This is a genomic window from Pseudoalteromonas sp. PPB1, assembly GCF_015356275.1.
GTDB classification, from domain to species: domain Bacteria; phylum Pseudomonadota; class Gammaproteobacteria; order Enterobacterales; family Alteromonadaceae; genus Pseudoalteromonas; species Pseudoalteromonas rubra_D.
In genome coordinates this window covers 1-17952 of sequence record NZ_JACEQV010000046.1, presented here as the reverse complement: position 1 = coordinate 17952, position 17952 = coordinate 1, and the positions used below count along the sequence as shown (strand labels likewise).

Genomic DNA, 17952 nt, shown 5'->3' with positions numbered 1-17952 from the left:
ATCTATGTCATCCGGCTCTTCTGCCAGCACTTCTTCTTCGAGAACCGGCTCGGCAGCTTCTTCTAACAAGCTATCTATGTCATCCGGCTCTTCTGCCAGCACTTCTTCTTCGAGAACCGGCTCGGCAGCTTCTTCTAACAAGCTATCTATGTCATCCGGCACCTCAGCCTGCAAATCGTCTTGCGCAGCTGAATCAGAGACTTCCTCCAACAAGCTATCTATGTCATCCGGGACTTCCGCCTGCAAGTCGTCTTCTATATCAGTATCAGCGGCTTCGTCTATGAGACTATCTATATCATCAACATCGAAGTCGTCCTCTGCAATATCCGGTTCATCATCCAGCGCACCATCGAGCAAGTCATCGATGTCGTCCGCACTCAGAATACCGTCATCGGTTGCTGCTCCCTCAGCCGCTGGGGACTTTGGGGGCGACTCCCCGACTTCATCGATCAGACTGTCTATGTCATCAAGATCAAAGTCTTCATCAGCCGCTGTATCCGAATTATCACCCTCTTCAAGGCTTTCTTCGGCTAACTCCTCACTTAATGCCGCAAGCGCATCATCGCTGACATCCAGCGTATCGTCATCGGCCTCATCACCGACTTCATTAAACAAGTCGTCAATATCATCAGCACTGAGTATGTCGTTGTCGCCCTGCGTGACTTCTGCGTCAACATCCAGCGTAATTTCATCACCCAAGCTATCATCAGCTTCATCAAAATTCTGTTGCAAGAAGTCATCGAGGTCATCGGTACTGGCTTCTTCATTATTAACATCAGACTCATCGTCAAACACAATGTCGTCATTGAGTAAACTGTCCAGCTCGTCCTGTTCGAGCGTGTCGTTACCCTCTTCAAACCCATCGTCTTCGAGACTGTCAAAAACAATCTCGTCATCAGGCAGAATATCGTCATCCAGCTGCACACCTTCGTTTAAGGCATCTTCAGCACTGTCTTGCGGCATATCCAAATCGAGCGGGTCAACCGCTGCTGTTGCTGCGGCAGCAGCTGCCGCTGGTGCAGGTGATTGTGGTAAGAACTCATCGTCTTCCTCAACTTGCTTGGCCTTGCCTTTGCGCAAACGCATGACAACCGCACCGATGATCAGTAAAGCAGGAATAGTCGCGAGTAAAGCAACAACCAACGGGTTGGCGAATAACTTAGCAATGCTGAATTCAGCTTCTGCCTGTGCCTGCATTTGCTGCTGAGCAATTATCTCATTTTGCATGTCAATCACAGCTTTCAGCTGCTGTTGAATTTCGCTGTCTCTGCCGAGCTGGTCCTGTACATTTTTAAGCTCTTCAGAAATGTTATTCAGCTTTCTCTCAAGCTCGTTATTTTCTTCAAGGATTTCCTCAACGCTACGCACAGAGGTTTTAAACTGAGTTTGCAGTTCATGGAGCCGAGAATCTTGCTCCATCTTGAGCGATTTGAGCTCATTGGTTAACGCCTCTCGCGCCTCCTCTACATCAACCTTGCGCGCCTGAGTAACACGTTTGTCAGCAGCATCTATGGTGGCCTGATCAAGCTTACCGCTTTTTTTCAGCTCCCATAGTTCATCATCCTGATCCGATTTTTGTCTTGCCAGTTGCGGATTAACACGGCGGATCTCAGCCAGTGTAGGAATTTTAAGGTAAGCACCGTCACGCATGTGGTTAAGGTTATTGTCGAGAAAAGCCTGAGGGTTTTTCTCATACAAAGCTTGCATGACCTGATAGATTGAAACCGAGTCGCTCGGGCGAATTTTATGCGCGATACGCCATAAGGTATCTGTTGACTTGATTGGGCCAACTGATCGCCCCTGAAGACCGAGATCCACTCCCTTTGGACCTTTAAGAACGGTCCCATCTTGAGTGTGAACGGGCGCTGCAATAAGGGCCATTGCTAAGATACAAATAAAGGCTAAACCGCGCATGCTGTTCCTTTGTATACTCTTCTTGCGCTACCATGACGGCAACGCGACTACTGAATTGTGCTTAATAGGGCTTGTGCAAGCTCTGTTCCAATTGCCAACTATAAACCAGATAACAGCGAATATCCATCGCCAAAGTATTGAAAATTAACATTCTTATCATGCTTTTTGATGAGTTAGCTATGCATTATTTAAGCCGCTGAATACCCTCAAGGATAGTCGAAATACGTCAACTTGGCGGGACAGAAATCAAAAGAGGCAAATTGCTGCCGTTCAGGGACAGCCGAGGCGAAATGGGTCTGTCAGAATAAACAGACCCTGACAAAGATTATAAGTAGTGCGCAATCAACTCTTCAGCAATTTGTACGCTGTTCGTTGCGGCACCTTTGCGCGTATTATCAGATACAACCCATAGATTCAAACCATGCGGGTGAGAAATATCTGCTCTCAGACGGCCCACATAAACAGTGTCATTACCACTGGCATCACTGACCGGCGTAGGATAATCCTGTTCATCCTCAATCAGTTCAATACCCGGTGCATCATTTAATAGTTGCTTAATATGCTCCAGGTCGTAAGGCATGCGAGTTTCCAGATGAATGGCTTCGGCATGACCATAAAATACGGGCACACGAACTGCCGTAGGATTGACCATGACACTGCTGTCGCCCAGGATCTTTTGAGTTTCCCACACCATTTTCATTTCTTCTTTGGTGTAACCATTATCCTGAAACGCATCAATTTGCGGGATCACATTAAACGCGATCTGCTTGGTAAACACCTCGTTTTCTACTGGTCTGGCGTTCATCAGATTAGCCGTTTGCTTTGCCAGCTCTTCAACCGCTTCTTTACCTGCACCCGATACGGCCTGGTAAGTAGACACATTGATACGGTCTATGCCATAAGCATCGTAAATCGGTTTTAATGCCACCATCATTTGAATCGTCGAGCAGTTTGGGTTGGCGATGATGTTGCGATTGCGAAAATCTGCCAGACTGGCACTGTTTACTTCAGGCACCACCAGCGGCACGTCATAGTCATATCTAAAATGTGAGGTGTTATCAATCACAACACAGCCCGCTTCCGCTGCTATCGGAGCATATTGCTCAGACACGCTGCCACCGGCAGAAAATAAACCAATATGGGCCTGGCTAAAATCAAACTCAGCCACATCCAACACTGTGAGTGTTTCGCCGTTAAACTCTATTTCCTCACCCGCACTGCGGCTGCTCGCCAAAGGATACAGGTTGCCAACCGGAAACTTTCGCTCTGCCAGTGTTTCAATAATTTGCTTACCGACCAGCCCGGTTGCCCCGAGCACCGCCACATCGTATTTCTGCGACATATTATTCCTCATTCGAATTAACTACTTTAAAACCAAGCTGCTGTAACTGCTGCCCACATTGGGGTGCATTTTGTACCGTAAGGGTATTGAACTCGCGGCGAGGAGGATAGTTTTTGCGTAACATATCAAACCCCTGACTGGCGATATTACTGCGCATCAGACCATCGTCTCGACGAATATCATAGACCAGATGCACCAGTCTGCCGAGCTCCTGTTCACTCAGCGTATGCTCTGCATAGCAAGACGTCAGTGCCGGAATAGGTAAAAACGACTCAAGTGATTTACTCGCCTCTACTCCTAACTGATTACACAGCGCCTGATATAACATTTGTGTACCGCGTGCCTTGCCTTCTAAGGTATGACCCGCAATATGTACCGAGGCAAACAAAGTATGTTCTAGCAGCGGCATCAAAATGTCTGGCTCGTTTTCCCAGACATCCAAAACCAGATCAATGGCCAGCCCTGCTTCAAGCGCATTTAACAACGCCTGATTATCAATCACATCGCCACGGCTTGCATTGATGACTAACATGCCCGGTTTCAGGGCTGCAATACGCTGCGCATTGAGCAGATGGCGAGTCTGATGCCCACCTGTTTTAACCAAAGGCACGTGGAAAGTAACGATGTCTGCCTGCGCCAACAAGTCATCAAGTGGCATATGCTGGTCTAAGCTACCGGCCTCATAACGCAGCGGATCACACAGCAACAACTCTATGCCGCTGGCAGCCAGCTTTTCACGTAAGCATTGACCTATATTGCCCACCCCGACAATACCCAGCTTTTTGCCTTGCAAATTAATCGCTTTGTGTTGTGCGTAGGCATACAATGCACTGATCACATACTCGGCAACGGCAACCGCATTGCAGCCAGGGGCACTGGCGAAACCAATATCACGCTCCGCCAACAAAGGCCTGTCGATATGATCAACACCTATAGTCGCAGTGCCAACAAACTTGAGTTGTGTAGCCTCTGCCAACAGCGCGCTGTTAACCTGAGTCACAGAGCGTGTCAGCAACACATCAGCATCTGCCAGCTGGTGTGGAGTCAGACTGCGGCCATCAAAGCGTTTTACTACCCCAAGATCAGAGAAAAACTCTTCAACCAGGGGCATATTCTGATCTGCAAGGATCTTCATTTATACTTCCCAAACGATACACGGACCTCTTATTGTACCGCAGCCATCGCCCGGACAACAGGCTAACGTTTGCTGACACCAATACTGATAGCCGCAAACATCACGCAAAGTAAAAATATCACCAACACTTTAATACTGGGTTGCTCGGTCAGGTTAATCCATGGGCTGACTAAAAATGCCTGTACATTGCACCAGGCTAAAAACATGGCAATGATACTGGCCCCCTGGTAACCATACATAGCGCACAAAACGCAGCTGGCAAGATTAAGAAATACAGCGGGTTGGTAAAGATGTGCTGAAAGCAGCATCGAAAAAAAGGTCGCAGACGCGACGCACAATGTTCCATATTGCATGACTATTCCCTCCTAGAATCATCTCTTCAACTATAGAAGAAAACCTTAAAATTACAAACTCATTACATAAAAACAACACCAAGGTGGCTAACTCGCGTGGCAAATAAATAGCAACTAAAATAAAGATAAGATGCTATTTAGGCTTGAAATCACTGGTCCAACAAGCTAGCCTAGCCAATGTGGTCAGACCTCTTACAAGGAATAACAACATGACACTATTATTTACACTCGCTTTAATCGCATTGGTGAGCGCTGCCTGCTACCACCGTGCGAGCTGGAACACCTGTATGGGTGTTGCTGCGGCGACGTTGCTGATCGGCACCTTTGCCGGGGCCTTTGGCGCGTTTGCCTGGTTAATATTCTTAGCCATTGCTGTTCCTCTTTCGATGACCAACGTGCGTCAACAGTATATTGTTGCGCCTTTGTTCAAGGCGTTCAAAAAAGTGACGCCAAGTATGTCAGAAACAGAAAAATCGGCGATTGATGCTGGTACAACCTGGTGGGAAGCGGATCTATTCTGTGGTAACCCTAACTGGAATAAGTTGCACCAATATCAGGCTCCGCGTCTTACTGCAGAAGAGCAGGCCTTTATGGACGGCCCGGTTGAAGAAGTCTGTGCGATGCTAAATGACTGGGAAGCAACACACGAGCTAACCGATTTACCGCAAGAAGTATGGCAATATCTGAAAGACAACAAGTTCTTTGCCATGATCATCAAAAAGCAATACGGTGGTCTGGAGTTTTCAGCGTACGCACAGTCTTGCGTATTGCAAAAACTGACCAGTAAGTCGACTTTGCTGTCTTCTATCGTTGGCGTGCCTAATTCATTAGGTCCGGGAGAATTACTACAACACTATGGTACACAAGAACAGAAAGAACATTACCTGCCTCGTCTGGCAAAAGGTGATGAGATCCCTTGTTTTGCACTGACCTCTCCGGAAGCAGGCTCTGATGCGTCATCAATTCCGGATTTTGGTATCGTGTGTAAAGGCGAATGGGAAGGTAAAGAAACCTTAGGTATTCGCCTGACCTGGAACAAGCGCTACATCACACTTGCACCAGTGGCTACCGTGCTTGGCCTGGCGTTCAAAATGCGCGACCCGGATGGTTTGCTGGGTGACAAGAAAGAAATTGGTATTACCTGTGCGTTGATCCCAACTAATACACCGGGTGTTGAAATTGGTCGTCGTCACTTCCCATTGAACGTGCCATTCCAAAATGGTCCAACGCAAGGCGAAGACGTCTTTGTCCCTCTTGATTTTATCATTGGTGGCCCGAAAATGGCCGGCCAGGGCTGGCGTATGCTGGTTGAGTGTTTGTCAGTGGGTCGCGTGATCACCCTGCCATCTAATTCAACAGGCGGCATTAAGTCTCTGGCACTGGCCAGTGGTGCGTACAGCCGTATTCGCCGTCAGTTCAAATTGCCGATTGGTAAAATGGAAGGGGTTGAGGAAGCATTGGCTAAGCTTGGTGGCTATGCCTATAGCAGCGATGCGGCCGTGAGCATGTCAACCGGCGCTGTCGATTTAGGTGAAAAGCCGTCTGTTATTTCTGCCATTTTGAAATATCACCTGACTGAACAAATGCGTACCTCGACCATGCATGCAATGGATGTCCATGGTGGTAAAGGGATCTGCCTGGGTCCAAACAACTACCTGGGCCGTGGTTATCAGGGTGCCCCCATTGCTATCACAGTAGAAGGTGCAAACATTCTGACCCGTAACATGATCATCTACGGTCAGGGTGCTATCCGCTGCCATCCTTTTGTTTTGGCTGAGCTTAATGCCTGTACCATCAAAGATAAAGAAGAAGCCTTAAACAGCTTTGATAAAGCCTTGATGGGCCATGTAGGCTTCACCATTTCTAACCTGGTGCGCACTAAATGGCTGGCACTGACTGGAGGTCGCTTCAGCAAAGTACCATTTAACGATGAAACAGCAGATTACTACCGTGCTGCTGCCCGCTTCAGTGCGTCACTGGCACTCATGTCCGACATCTGCATGGCAGTGTTTGGTGGGTCTTTAAAACGTAAAGAACGCATTTCTGCACGCCTTGGCGACTTACTGAGTTACCTGTACCTGGTTTCTGCGACGCTGAAACGTTATAACGACGAAGGCCGTCGCAAAGAAGATTTACCGTATGTTCAGTGGGCCTGTCAGGAACATTTGTACCTGTGTCAGCGTGCACTGGCAGATCTGATCAACAACATGCCGTCAATGGCGTTACGAGGTCTGCTTAAACTCATCTTATTCCCATTCGGTCGCCCGGTTCGCAAACCAACAGATCAGATGGAGCATAAACTGGCGCAGCTACTGCAAACACCAAGTGCGGCCCGTGACCGTCTTGCCTCGCATATCTATCTGCGTGATGAGCCGCTTAACCTGATTGGTAAACAAGAGCAAACACTGAAAGACATTCTGGAAGTGGAACCGCTATTCGACAAAGTATGTCGTGCCAAAGGCGAAAAGCTGCCATTTATGCGCCTGGATAAAGTGGCTGAAATGGGTCGTGAATGTGGTGCGCTTAACAACGACGAAGCCGATAAACTGGCCGCCGTTGAAGCGAAGCGACTCGCTGTTATTAATGTTGATGACTTTGACCCCGCTGACCTGCTGGCTGGCAAAGCCAGAGTGGTTGCAAAAGATGCGGACGCCGCATAACTTGTCTCTAACCTGAAGGCCAGCTATGCTGGCCTTTTTTGTACCTGGTATTTTATCTGCGCTAAATAAATAGCACTTTGAACATCATCAGTGCCACGCTAATGCAGCCCCACACAACCGCTAATCGCCGAGGATGATAAGTAACTGTCCACACCAACAATGGCGTGCTCACTAACACCGCCAAATTAAACAGCTCACCATTGAGTAACACAACAGCACCGAGCCAGCTTGCAAAGCACAAGCCGTAAATCAATAACGACTGACTGCGTAAAAGTTGAGGGTACAGATCAAGGCTGCGCCAGAACTGCCTGCGCCCCGTAACGTGTTTATCGGTATCCAGATACAAACTACTCCACCATAACTGGTTAATCAGCAAGATCACTAACGTATAGTAATGCAGCAAATCGGGGCGTTCTTTGGCCATGATCAACCCTGCCCACAATGTGATCAATGATGTCCCTGCACGCCACACAATCATCCAGGGAGACGTCTTGATGACGTAATACCAAAAACTAGCAGGGTTCAGCGAGGGCTGCGGCAAAGCAAGCTTTATTTCAGGCCTGAACCAGTCCAATGCCAGCCACAGTGCTATGACAGCCAGATAAATTGGCAGACTTGGCGCCAGCCACACGGCAGTAAAGGCAACCAGCAAGGAACTCACTAAAGCCTGAGGACGGTAAAGCAAAATTAATGCAAAACACCACTGCAAGAGCATAAATGCAGGCAACTGTGGTGCCTGCCAGAGCTTGTCAAAGCCAATACACACAGCCAGGATCAGCGCAGCAACAAAGAGCACATGACACCCCAATAAGAGTATCCAGTCTGCGGCAACTTGGTGTAGCCGCCCGCGCAGCAATGTGCGGTGATAAGCGCGATGTGCTGAATCCGTGATTGCAGGTTTAAGCGCCTGTAACAGCAAGCTCTGTAGCAGCAAAAAGCCAAATGCCACTTTGATGGCAAGGTGATGCGAATCAAACGAGACCAGCTTTCCCAAACCATAAAACACCCCAATGATCAGCTGGGGAATAAAAATAAAAAATAAGGTTATCAACATCATCGAGAACTGTTGCAATTGCTTCATCAACACAGCCAGCTGAACGCGACATGCCCGATAACGATACTGATAATAATGTAACATTTGCACCTCACCGAAACAGTGGCTGTGTCACAAAGCCAATTTCCATAAAGGGCTGAGGTTCATGGCAGCTGATGATCACTTGGGCCGGATGATGTTTCAGCCAGCCCAACAACACATCCAGGCTGGCGTGATCCAGTGCCGCACTTGGCTCATCCAACACCAGATAAGGCGTATTACGCATCATGGCGTTTATGAGCTGACACTTTTTCTGATTGCCGGATGATAACGCACCGTAACGGGTATCCAGAAATGGCTCAAAGGCCAGTTGGTTTATCATCAGTTCAGGCCAGGGACACGCCCAGCTCTTTACGGTCAACTGCAGTAACTGCCTGGCTGTCAAAAACTCGGGAAAGGGAATGGACTCGCTGGCAAGCGCCGCCACTCTCTGGGCAGCTGGCTGGGGTTGGCCGTCAAATAGTACTTCGCCATGAAAGGCGTCGTCCAGACCTGAAATGATCCTGAATAAGGTGCTTTTCCCCAATCCGTTTGACGCTTCGATACAGAGCTTTTGCTCTGCCAGTACGGTACTATAGTCAGAGAAAACCGGGTCGTGCAGATACACTTTAGTAAGGTGTTTTATTTCTATCATACAGGTCCTTGTTCATTGCCTGTTCCGATATTAACAAAACACCCCGGCGCCGCATATGCGCCCGTCGTTACAAAGTATGTCGGTTAAAAGCGCGCCCAGCATACTCAGAGATAAAAGTTTCGATAGCGCCACGCTTTTGCATCGTCACAAAGACCTGCTTACCATCTTTCCCACCAAAAGCAATATTGGTCGGATACTGGCCCTTGAGTGCAACCTTGCGCAGCAACTTGCCCTGCGCTGAGAGTATCACCACTTCGCCTGCGCCATAGCGTGCAACATAAAGATTACCGGCTTCATCACAACGCATGCCGTCCAGGCCATGATCCTCAAACTCATAAAACAACTCAGGCTTACCTATCATGCCCTGCTCATCGAGCGAAAAAGCCCAGATCCGGCGCTGCACACTCTCATTGACATACAAAGTACGATTATCCGGACTGACTTCGATACCATTTGTGGTGCCCATATTGGCGCGCAGCAACTGAGTTTGTCCATCGGGTGAGATGCGCCAGAGCTGCCCCTGACCATTTTGCCAATCCGGGTCACTGGCGAAGAGCACGCCATTATCGCTGATCGCCAAATCATTGGGCTGGTGCATTTTCGGATTATGCGCCAGCACAGAAACCGACTTGTCGGGAGCCACTTTCAGGACATTGTGACCCGTGTAGTCAGCGATATACATATTGTCCCGGGCGTCAAAGCGGATCCCATTGCCCGTGCTCCCTTCTGGTAAGGTCAGGTATAAGTTCGCCTCGTCGCGTCCGCTCACCTGGCCGACAGTGCCCTGTTGCGCAAAATTAACAGCAAATAGTACCCCATTACGATTAACTGCTGGACCCTCTACCCCCTCGGTAAATACCCCATCCGCCACCCAGTCCTGTGACTGATATAACGCAGGTCCCGATTGAGAAGAAACACAGGCAGCAAGCAGGCTCAATGTCGCACCCAGGATAAAAACATGTCTTATTGGCATAGCTTTGTCCCTAAATATAAAAGTCTGAGTATGCGGTTTCGCCCACGGGCTGTGAATTGAGAAATATTCACGCAGAACTAAGGGCAGAATGCCCCTCAGAACTTATAGCGCACTTTTAACAATACCGAATCCTGCATTGGGGCTTGCCAGAGCTGCTTTGCACTCTCCAGCCAGGCCTCTGAGCCAATCTGGCTGCGGGGCAACCTGTCACCTGTCGCAGCGCCACGACGATAAACTAGAAACAAATCTGACAGCGCGCCCATCCGGTAACGAAGTTTAAACTGACTCGACAAACGGCGATCTTCAAAGCTGGTGTCTACCCCATTTAATAACTGTCGCTGGTGGTCCTGTAGCGCAAAAACCTGATCACTGCGCGCTTCCAGTACCGCCCACTCTAGGGTTGAGGAGAACTCCAACTTATCCGTTATCAAGCCACTGACCTGAATTTTATTGACGAAAAAATCCCGTTCATACTGTGTGACCTGATCTGTGTCGCTTGCCACCAGCCAGCCATCTCCGGTGCGATAAAAGTTATTAAACTTAAGCGTCCAGTTTGGATGTGGCAACCAGGTCAAATCAACGGCATACTGTTGCGCACTCCCCTCAAACCCTTCCTGATCATATTCAAAGCTGGCAGCCCATGAGAATTTACCTATGTAGGGACTGATATACATGGCTCGGGTTTCCCAATTAGCCGGCACTTCGAATGCCTGGCTCTGGCGACCTATGTTGTCCTGCCAGCCACCGTTGATCCGGTCAATATGAAAGTCAACCTGACCCCCATTTGCCAGCAACCATTGACTGAGATAAGCCTGTCGGGCCGGTAATTTCAAACCCTCACTATCGGCTTCATAACGAACAGTAAGTGAGTGCTTAATACGAGCTAACCAATGACTCTGAGTATTGATTGCATGACTCAACTTCGCCTCACTATACTGCCAATTGTTCCGCTGAGAATAACCTAAATCACTGTTATTAAATCCTTTATTTAGCTTAAGGTAACGCCCTTCCAGACTCGTATTTGGCGAGAACTGATATCCCAGCTGCATCGAGGCCCCATTGCCCGTTTGTTCGCTCATTTGTTCAACCTGGCTTGCCAGTAACGCCCCCTGAAACGACCAGGTTGCACTTTGATATTGGCTGTCCCAGGCCATGGTCAATGCGTTGCGATCCAGCCAGGGTCGATCGGTATAAGTGGCCAGTAATCCTGACTGCCAGTGCTTCTGGCGATATTTAGCCCGGGCGGCATAAAAACGCTTACCGGCATCACTGTCTAAGTCCTTTTCTTTTACTGCAAACGCCCCCACTTGCAACGTCTCGCCCTGATGCACAAACCGGGTAGCCAGATCTATGGGTGTAATAAACTCACTGCCATCATCGCTGCCCGCACCAATTCGACGGGTGTGGATAAGCTTAGTATCCTGCAATGCCTGCACATTGAATACGGCAATGTCCTGGGTGAAGAAAGGCCGCTTGTCACTGCGGAGTGTTTCAACTGCACTGTAGTTGATATCCACTTCATCACTGTCCACCTGGCCAAAATCCGGATTCACCGCCACCGACAATTTCTGATGATGATTGGGCTTGTAAAACAAATCGAAACCCACGTCACTGTCGCTGTTGTCCGTGGCCTGGTCGGCAAAATGTTGCTGATGACTAAAATAGGGCACAAAACTTAACTGACTATGGCTGGGGATCGCCGATGCCAGCTTAGGCATAGCAAGGAAAAAGTCACTATTACTGGTCGTTTGTTTTTGATTTGCATAGATATAATTTTTACTGAGGTCATAAAGCTGAATAGATACGCCGATTTCTCCTTGCTCACTGTCCGCATTATGTGCCGGATTATAAAATGACACTGTATGCCAGGGGATGAACACCTCTGTGGACCAGTGATCTTCCGCTTCAAATGTTGCTGACTGCCAGTCTCCATCCCAGTCACTGTCCTTAGTCAGCTGTGGCGTAAGCACCGCGTCCTGGGTACCCCCGCCCAGTGTAACGGCAAACTCATACGCGCCACTGCCATCACTGGCAAAATCCACAACAATCCGGTTAAACTCAGCCTGCATAAAGGCATCCTGAATATTAAACTGCTTCTGCCGACTTGCCTCATCCTGATAATTAATAATGCCTATGTAAACACCTGATTGGTCGCTCAATACACGGGCATGCACCTTATCAGTGTGCTCAGTTAAGGTTGCCGGAACCACCTGGTAAAACCGATTAAATTGTCGGGCGGTTTGCCACAATGCTTCGTCCAGACGACCATCAAGCTTGATGTGCGTGTTGTGTGTTTGATTTGCCCATAGCGCCTGACTGCTCAATGCCCCACTGATGCATAAGGCGAGATAATACTGCTTCATATGACTGCTCCCGATATGAGTGACTGCACTCATTGCAACAGAAAAGCGCAACAGAAAAGCTGAAAGTTTCCTGAAGAAGCGTGATCAAGCTCTGATGATTATTGACTTTGTTCTGAACTAGGTTAGTTTCTGCTAATAATACGTGACCGGCTTAAGCTAACAGCTGCTGAGTTTTAAAAATAACAATGAATGCAATGAAAAAAAGCCAGAGCCCAGAACCCGATTACAGCACAGATAAAGACTACAGGCATGGAATCATCAACAAAGGATCCAATATGGAAACATCCACACGCGCTCAACATTATCACTTCCTGTCCTGGCAGTTTGATGCCAGCCAGGATGAATTGCGCGCGCCTGACAGCCAGGTGGCGGTAAAATTAGAACCTCAGGTTGCCAGGCTACTCGAGCTGTTTGTCTCCACGCCGGATCAGGTGCTGTCACGCTCAACGCTGAATGAGGCATTGTGGCCAGACACCATTGTCGAATCTAACAGCCTGTATCAGTTGCTGACTAAATTACGCCGGGTGCTGAATGACAGCGCCAGGCAACCCCGCTTTATCAAAACGGTGCCCAAACGTGGGTACGTGTTTATTGCGCCGGTAGAACGACATCAGCCGACCTCTCAACTGAACGTGCATACTGATACTGAGATCCAGCGCGCCGCCGGGAGCAATCCTCATATCAGATTCAAAAAGCGCGCATTGATGGCGGCAATACCAGTCGTCACCGCGTGCTTCAGTGCCATAGCCTACTTTTCCACAGTACCTGAGCCAATCACGCTTCCTCAGTATGAAGTCGAAGATATAACCTATGAACTGGGACTGGAATTTGATGTTGCAGCCCACACCACGCTGCCGCTATTGGCCTATGTTGACGATTTTAAAACCCTGGTCATCTCAGATAAACAAGGCAATGTCACTCAGCGCCTGCATTTTGACGACCGGGTCGCCAAACCAGCCTGGCACCCCACTAAAGGCTGGCTGGCATTTTGGCAATATCAGGGAGATGGCTGTACCCTATTGATTGTCAATGCGCATGGGCAACAACTAAATCAGTCGCAGGCCATCCCCTGTTATCATATTCAGGCACCAAGCTGGCAATCAGACACCCTGCTTATTGCCACGGTACGCACCCAAGCAGGGACACTTCCTTATCAGTATAATATTGATAGTAATAAATATATTTCTATTCCACTCAAGCTGAACGACGATGAAAAGCTCATCACAACACTACGAGGCTGGGACAACCAGACCTACTACCTGATCAAAGATGCCAGTCAACACAGCCGCCTGGTTACCCTCGATGGTAAAGTTCAGATGCGCTGGTCTTACCCTGTCTGGTTGATTGCCTACGATCCTAAGCATCACAGCATGATCACCAATGACAACAGCAAGCACCATAATCTGATTGCCACCACCCGCGATGGACATGAATACCCGGTTATTGCCACGCCGCAGGGGATCTTCAGTAGTCTGAGTGTTGATGACGAGGGCAACATCTTTAGTGCCGCAGAAAGCTGGCAGGTGAATATTCGTGACAAAGACAATCTGCCAATTTTCTCGAGCTCAAGCCATGACTATCTGCCGGTTACCAATAGCCTCGGCGAAACCGCCTTTATGTCACGCCGTACCGGTGCCTGCGAGATTTATCTGCACAGTCATGATCGGGTTATTCAGCTCACGCATCACAAAGGCAGTGACTACGTGAACTTTGTCACCTGGAGCCCTGACAACGCTTACATCCTTGCCAATCGCGAAACACGATTATTACTGCTCGACCGCACCGGTGTGCAGAAAACCTTTACGCCTCAGCTGTCACTACCTCTCAGACACTTTGGCTGGTTAGATACCGATACCCTGTGGGCCACAGATGGTCATGAGGTCGTTATTTACACCAAAAGCGGGCAATTCAAACACCGTGTTGCTATCGCATCTGACCTGATACTGTACGACTATCAAACCCAAAACTGGCTGATTTTTAAAGACTCGATGATTTATCGCACAGCAGATCTGGCGGGCACGTTTGAAGATGAAATACCGCTCACTACGCTTAAGCCCCAGGCTTATCATCAGGTGACAAACCCCAGGCTAAGAGATGGCTTCCTGTACTGGCAAAGTGCCTGGTCTAAGACCGACCATATCTGGCGCCTGGCGCTTGATGGCAAAACCCAGCCAGAACTCCTGAAAACGCAAAACCTGTTATGGCACTACGACATCGCAGCGGATGGCACTTTACTGATTGCCAAAATGGAATCTGTCGAAGGAGACATCAAACGTCTGAGCCAAAAACCCGACCCAAATTAGCACCCACAGCTCAATCCTGCAGAGGAATGAACTCACCCTTGATAAGCCGTTGCCACTGACGTTCAACCTCGCCTGACGCTTTGAGCTTTTTCAGGCTGGCATTAAAACGCTCGCGCAGCGCACTGCTACTCGCAATAGATTTAGGAAACAGTACGTGTGCCCGGTAGTTTAAAAAAGGCCTAGGGTGCGCCTGTATCTGATCTTTCGGCATAGATGGAAAGTGTTCTGCCAGTAAACTTTGCATCGCTGTGTCACTGAGCAATATCAAATCGACGCGATCATTAAGCAGCATGTTCAGATTAAGCCGATCATTACTGACCATAATCACATCCAGCTCCCCCTTTTGCATCGCCTGATGAAACTCTGGTACATATTCGTACCCTAAAATCGCGCCTATCCGATAGGGCTTCAGATCGTCAATGCTGTGCCATTGCGGCAACGGCGTCTCAGCCCTGAAATAGAGTAACAGCTGGCCACGATAGAGCTCATCGCTACAATAAAAGTGTTGTTGATATTCGCGCTCGCAAACCCAGTAAGACGCCATGTCATACTTACCTTGCTGCGCAGCCTGAAAACTGCGCTTCCAGGGCAAATAAACAAACTCGGCGCTCAGCCCCGCCTCTGCAAGTACCTGACGTATGAGGTGATTGACAAAGCCATCGTCAACAAGCTTGCTGCCGGTAAACGGTGGATACTCCCCAGTTGCAATGCGAATGGGTTCACTTGCCCGTGCAAAACTACAACCAACCAGCATCAATAAAACCAGGGTCCAGTGCATGTTGCTTCACGACAATAAACTAAGCCTTGCTGATACTATAGATGTACCTGACTGATCGCGCTATGTGGCTTGTCAGACTGAAACAACAAAGCACAAGGGCTTTTAATACCGACCTAGAGTGATTGTCTAAAATGTGTGAGGTGCAAGCACAAAAAATGTGAGTGCGCTTTTTAACTTAAGCTCAGGAAACAGCTTTATGTGATATACACCAACATAAAACAATGAACTATTAATGGCATAGACTGTTGTTATAAGTCCTTATCTTGGCGCTTCTTAGCGAATTGCCGACCATATAAACAAGCAATCAGCATGCTAATGGCGCTAAACAACGAGCTGACTTCTCTTTGCAGTATGGAAACGAAAACCAGCAAAATTGAGCATATTCCGAAAAAAACACAACACATTTTAAGGCCATGATTGCTTAATAAACCTCCCCCTTTACGAGGTTTATTAAAAACCAATCGATAACCTAGTTTGCCAAACCACCAAGAGCACAAGGCCAACGCAAGTGAGCCTAAAACAGCAATAGAACCAAACGCAGAATTCGCGAAAACCACACCAATCAAAGCTGCAAAAACGAGCGCAATGAAAAGAAGTGTTAAACCGACACAGACCTCTATACCTATGCCTGATGATTGCTCATAAAAGTTCATGTGATTCCAAGGACATAACACCAGGCTAAATTGAGACACCAAGTGGAACTGAGCCTGGATTCAATCGCCTCTCTTAATTACTTTGCCCGGTGGCTTGTTGAGAAAACCACACAAGCACGAACAAGTTCATAGAATAAAACGATTGCCGCAAATATTAAACAATGATCTGCGGTTGAAACATAAGAATCACCACAATCCCCGTTATATGCAGTTCTGGTGTAAACGAGTGAAGCAACTATCAGTGCAATAGTGACTACTGAAATATAAGCCTTGTTCCTAGTTCTGCATAATCGAACAAAGCTGGCGACAGTAACCAGAATAAGTGCAGTAGTTGCGTAAGGTTCGGCATGCGCAAAACTTCGCTCATAGGCACTTCCATCAAAACAAGCTATTGATGAAAAAGGAAAAAAGCACAAGAAAATAGCGGCGAATTTAATCGTTTTCACTGTCGCTTAGTGACCTGTAGTTATGTTAAGGGGAAAGAAAATCACTACCAAAGCTGTCACGCTCACCTCAGTTGCCAAAAACAACGCACGGTAAAGACGCCACGCATTACAACTTCTTATCAGTCATTTGCTGTCGTTCTTTTGCCCACAGTTTATCAGACCTAAATGCGTACATAAAAACGGGATAAGATATAAACAAAAGTAAGCCGAATGTCCCCAGAGAAAATACCAGCTGAATTAAGCTAAAGTGATTAATTGTAAATGCAACTCCCCACAAAACAACCAAACTACCCGGAACTAAAATAGTAAGTACGAAGATTAGGATAGCTATCGCTTTGCTTCCAATTGCAACCCCGTAAGCATAACCATACATAGGTATCAGTATTGAACAAGACAATATGAGCGATATAAAGGTGTTAAGTTCTATATGCTCTTTAAATGGTAAGCCAATAAACTCAAGTGCAGTGATGAAGGCTGAAAAGCCAAATAGTATTTTCCACTTTTTCACAACTATCCCCTTAATGCATCACGCCTCAATCAACGGCAAAAAGTAGCGGGCAAAACTTTAATCAAGCGCCACCTGTAACCGCATTCTTCACAAAGTTCCAGTTTGGCAATAACATCTTCAATCTTTATCACCGCCCCCATATATTCAGCCTTAGCTGCCAGCGAATCAAAGTCACATTTTGCGTCCAGTTCTTTCTGTTGATTTTTAATACTTTAACTGCTGGATTCATCAATGCACTCAATACAGGCAACAACCAAATATCCCTCAAATCATAAGGGCATAAACTGACAAGGCGCTTATATTATATGACTTTACCGCCAGTATAAGTAAGTGATCACAAACTAAATTACAGACTATAAATAGGATACCAAGACAGATTAAGCGCAGGCTTTGGTGTAATTAAACACGGCACAAATAACCGACCTCACCGATGACAAATGGCGAACTTATCACACACTATTTTTTTACTGGCCGGACAAATCGGTATTGAGGGTTTCTGGCTTTGGTTCAAACAATGAATATGAAAATTATAAGCTTAAAAAAGGAATGATATTGGGATGAGGAAACAGAATTTTACTGAACTTTATAAAAAGTGGCGGAGTGGACGGGACTCGAACCCGCGACCCCCGGCGTGACAGGCCGGTATTCTAACCAACTGAACTACCACTCCGCAGAAGCAGAATATTACTATGTCAGTGGTTAATAAGAACTTCTTAGCACTGCTTGGTGCATTGGAATCTGATGCTGAAGTAGTGCGTCCAACGCTGCAATTTAGCGACGAGATGCAGTAATCACAG

The 17952-nt window shown here is 47.7% G+C and carries 14 protein-coding genes and 1 tRNA gene; 2 read left to right on the top strand and 13 right to left on the bottom strand.

Annotation, left to right across the window (positions count from 1 at the left end; all coding sequences use genetic code 11):
* From IY568_RS23830 to IY568_RS23815, 4 genes are all read right to left on the bottom strand, one after another.
* Positions 1–1914, bottom strand: a 1914-nt coding sequence (locus IY568_RS23830; RefSeq protein WP_323744781.1) for a FimV/HubP family polar landmark protein, incomplete at its 3' end; no start/stop codon positions are given.
* Positions 1915–2239: 325 nt separating this feature from the next.
* Positions 2240–3256 carry an aspartate-semialdehyde dehydrogenase gene (locus IY568_RS23825; RefSeq protein ID WP_049865004.1) on the bottom strand — a complete coding sequence of 339 codons (1017 nt, stop codon included), beginning with the start codon at positions 3254–3256 and terminating at the stop codon, positions 2240–2242.
* Between the two features lies 1 nt (position 3257).
* Positions 3258–4391 carry a 4-phosphoerythronate dehydrogenase gene (locus IY568_RS23820; RefSeq protein ID WP_194868898.1) on the bottom strand — a complete coding sequence of 378 codons (1134 nt, stop codon included), beginning with the start codon at positions 4389–4391 and terminating at the stop codon, positions 3258–3260.
* Between the two features lie 62 nt (positions 4392–4453).
* Positions 4454–4744 (bottom strand): DUF6419 family natural product biosynthesis protein, encoded by a 291-nt coding sequence (locus IY568_RS23815; RefSeq protein ID WP_125563472.1) that lies wholly within the window; start codon positions 4742–4744, stop codon positions 4454–4456.
* A gap of 209 nt (positions 4745–4953) precedes the next feature.
* On the opposite strand from IY568_RS23815, the gene fadE reads away from it, so the two are divergent.
* A complete protein-coding gene (gene fadE / locus IY568_RS23810) occupies positions 4954–7404 on the top strand; it encodes an acyl-CoA dehydrogenase FadE (protein ID WP_194868897.1) in 2451 nt (816 codons plus the stop codon).
* Positions 7405–7465: 61 nt separating this feature from the next.
* On the opposite strand, the gene IY568_RS23805 is transcribed toward fadE, so the two are convergent.
* The 4 genes from IY568_RS23805 to IY568_RS23790 form a co-directional block, all read right to left on the bottom strand.
* On the bottom strand, positions 7466–8542 hold the full coding sequence (locus IY568_RS23805; protein WP_194868896.1) for a DUF6136 family protein: 1077 nt from the start codon (positions 8540–8542) through the stop codon (positions 7466–7468).
* Positions 8543–8549: 7 nt separating this feature from the next.
* Positions 8550–9131 (bottom strand): ABC transporter ATP-binding protein, encoded by a 582-nt coding sequence (locus IY568_RS23800; RefSeq protein ID WP_125563478.1) that lies wholly within the window; start codon positions 9129–9131, stop codon positions 8550–8552.
* A gap of 67 nt (positions 9132–9198) precedes the next feature.
* Positions 9199–10104 carry an SMP-30/gluconolactonase/LRE family protein gene (locus IY568_RS23795; protein ID WP_082225463.1) on the bottom strand — a complete coding sequence of 302 codons (906 nt, stop codon included), beginning with the start codon at positions 10102–10104 and terminating at the stop codon, positions 9199–9201.
* Positions 10105–10199: 95 nt separating this feature from the next.
* Positions 10200–12467, bottom strand: coding sequence for a DUF5916 domain-containing protein (locus tag IY568_RS23790; protein WP_194868895.1), 2268 nt, complete (start codon positions 12465–12467; stop codon positions 10200–10202).
* 275 nt (positions 12468–12742) lie between these two features.
* Between IY568_RS23790 and IY568_RS23785 the strand changes: the two genes are divergently transcribed.
* A complete protein-coding gene (locus tag IY568_RS23785) occupies positions 12743–14770 on the top strand; it encodes a winged helix-turn-helix domain-containing protein (protein ID WP_194868894.1) in 2028 nt (675 codons plus the stop codon).
* 10 nt (positions 14771–14780) lie between these two features.
* Here IY568_RS23785 and IY568_RS23780 read toward each other — a convergent pair whose 3' ends face one another.
* The 5 genes from IY568_RS23780 to IY568_RS23760 all read right to left on the bottom strand — a co-directional run bounded on the left by IY568_RS23780 (position 14781) and on the right by IY568_RS23760 (position 17825).
* Positions 14781–15548, bottom strand: coding sequence for a substrate-binding periplasmic protein (locus IY568_RS23780; RefSeq protein WP_194868893.1), 768 nt, complete (start codon positions 15546–15548; stop codon positions 14781–14783).
* 248 nt (positions 15549–15796) lie between these two features.
* On the bottom strand, positions 15797–16201 hold the full coding sequence (locus IY568_RS23775; protein ID WP_194868892.1) for a hypothetical protein: 405 nt from the start codon (positions 16199–16201) through the stop codon (positions 15797–15799).
* 77 nt (positions 16202–16278) lie between these two features.
* Positions 16279–16647: a hypothetical protein gene (locus IY568_RS23770; RefSeq protein WP_194868891.1), complete on the bottom strand. Its 369-nt coding sequence runs from the start codon at positions 16645–16647 to the stop codon at positions 16279–16281.
* Positions 16648–16753: 106 nt separating this feature from the next.
* Positions 16754–17155 (bottom strand): hypothetical protein, encoded by a 402-nt coding sequence (locus tag IY568_RS23765; RefSeq protein WP_125563492.1) that lies wholly within the window; start codon positions 17153–17155, stop codon positions 16754–16756.
* A 593-nt stretch (positions 17156–17748) separates the two neighbouring features.
* A tRNA-Asp gene (locus IY568_RS23760) sits at positions 17749–17825 on the bottom strand.
* Positions 17826–17952 lie beyond the last annotated feature (127 nt).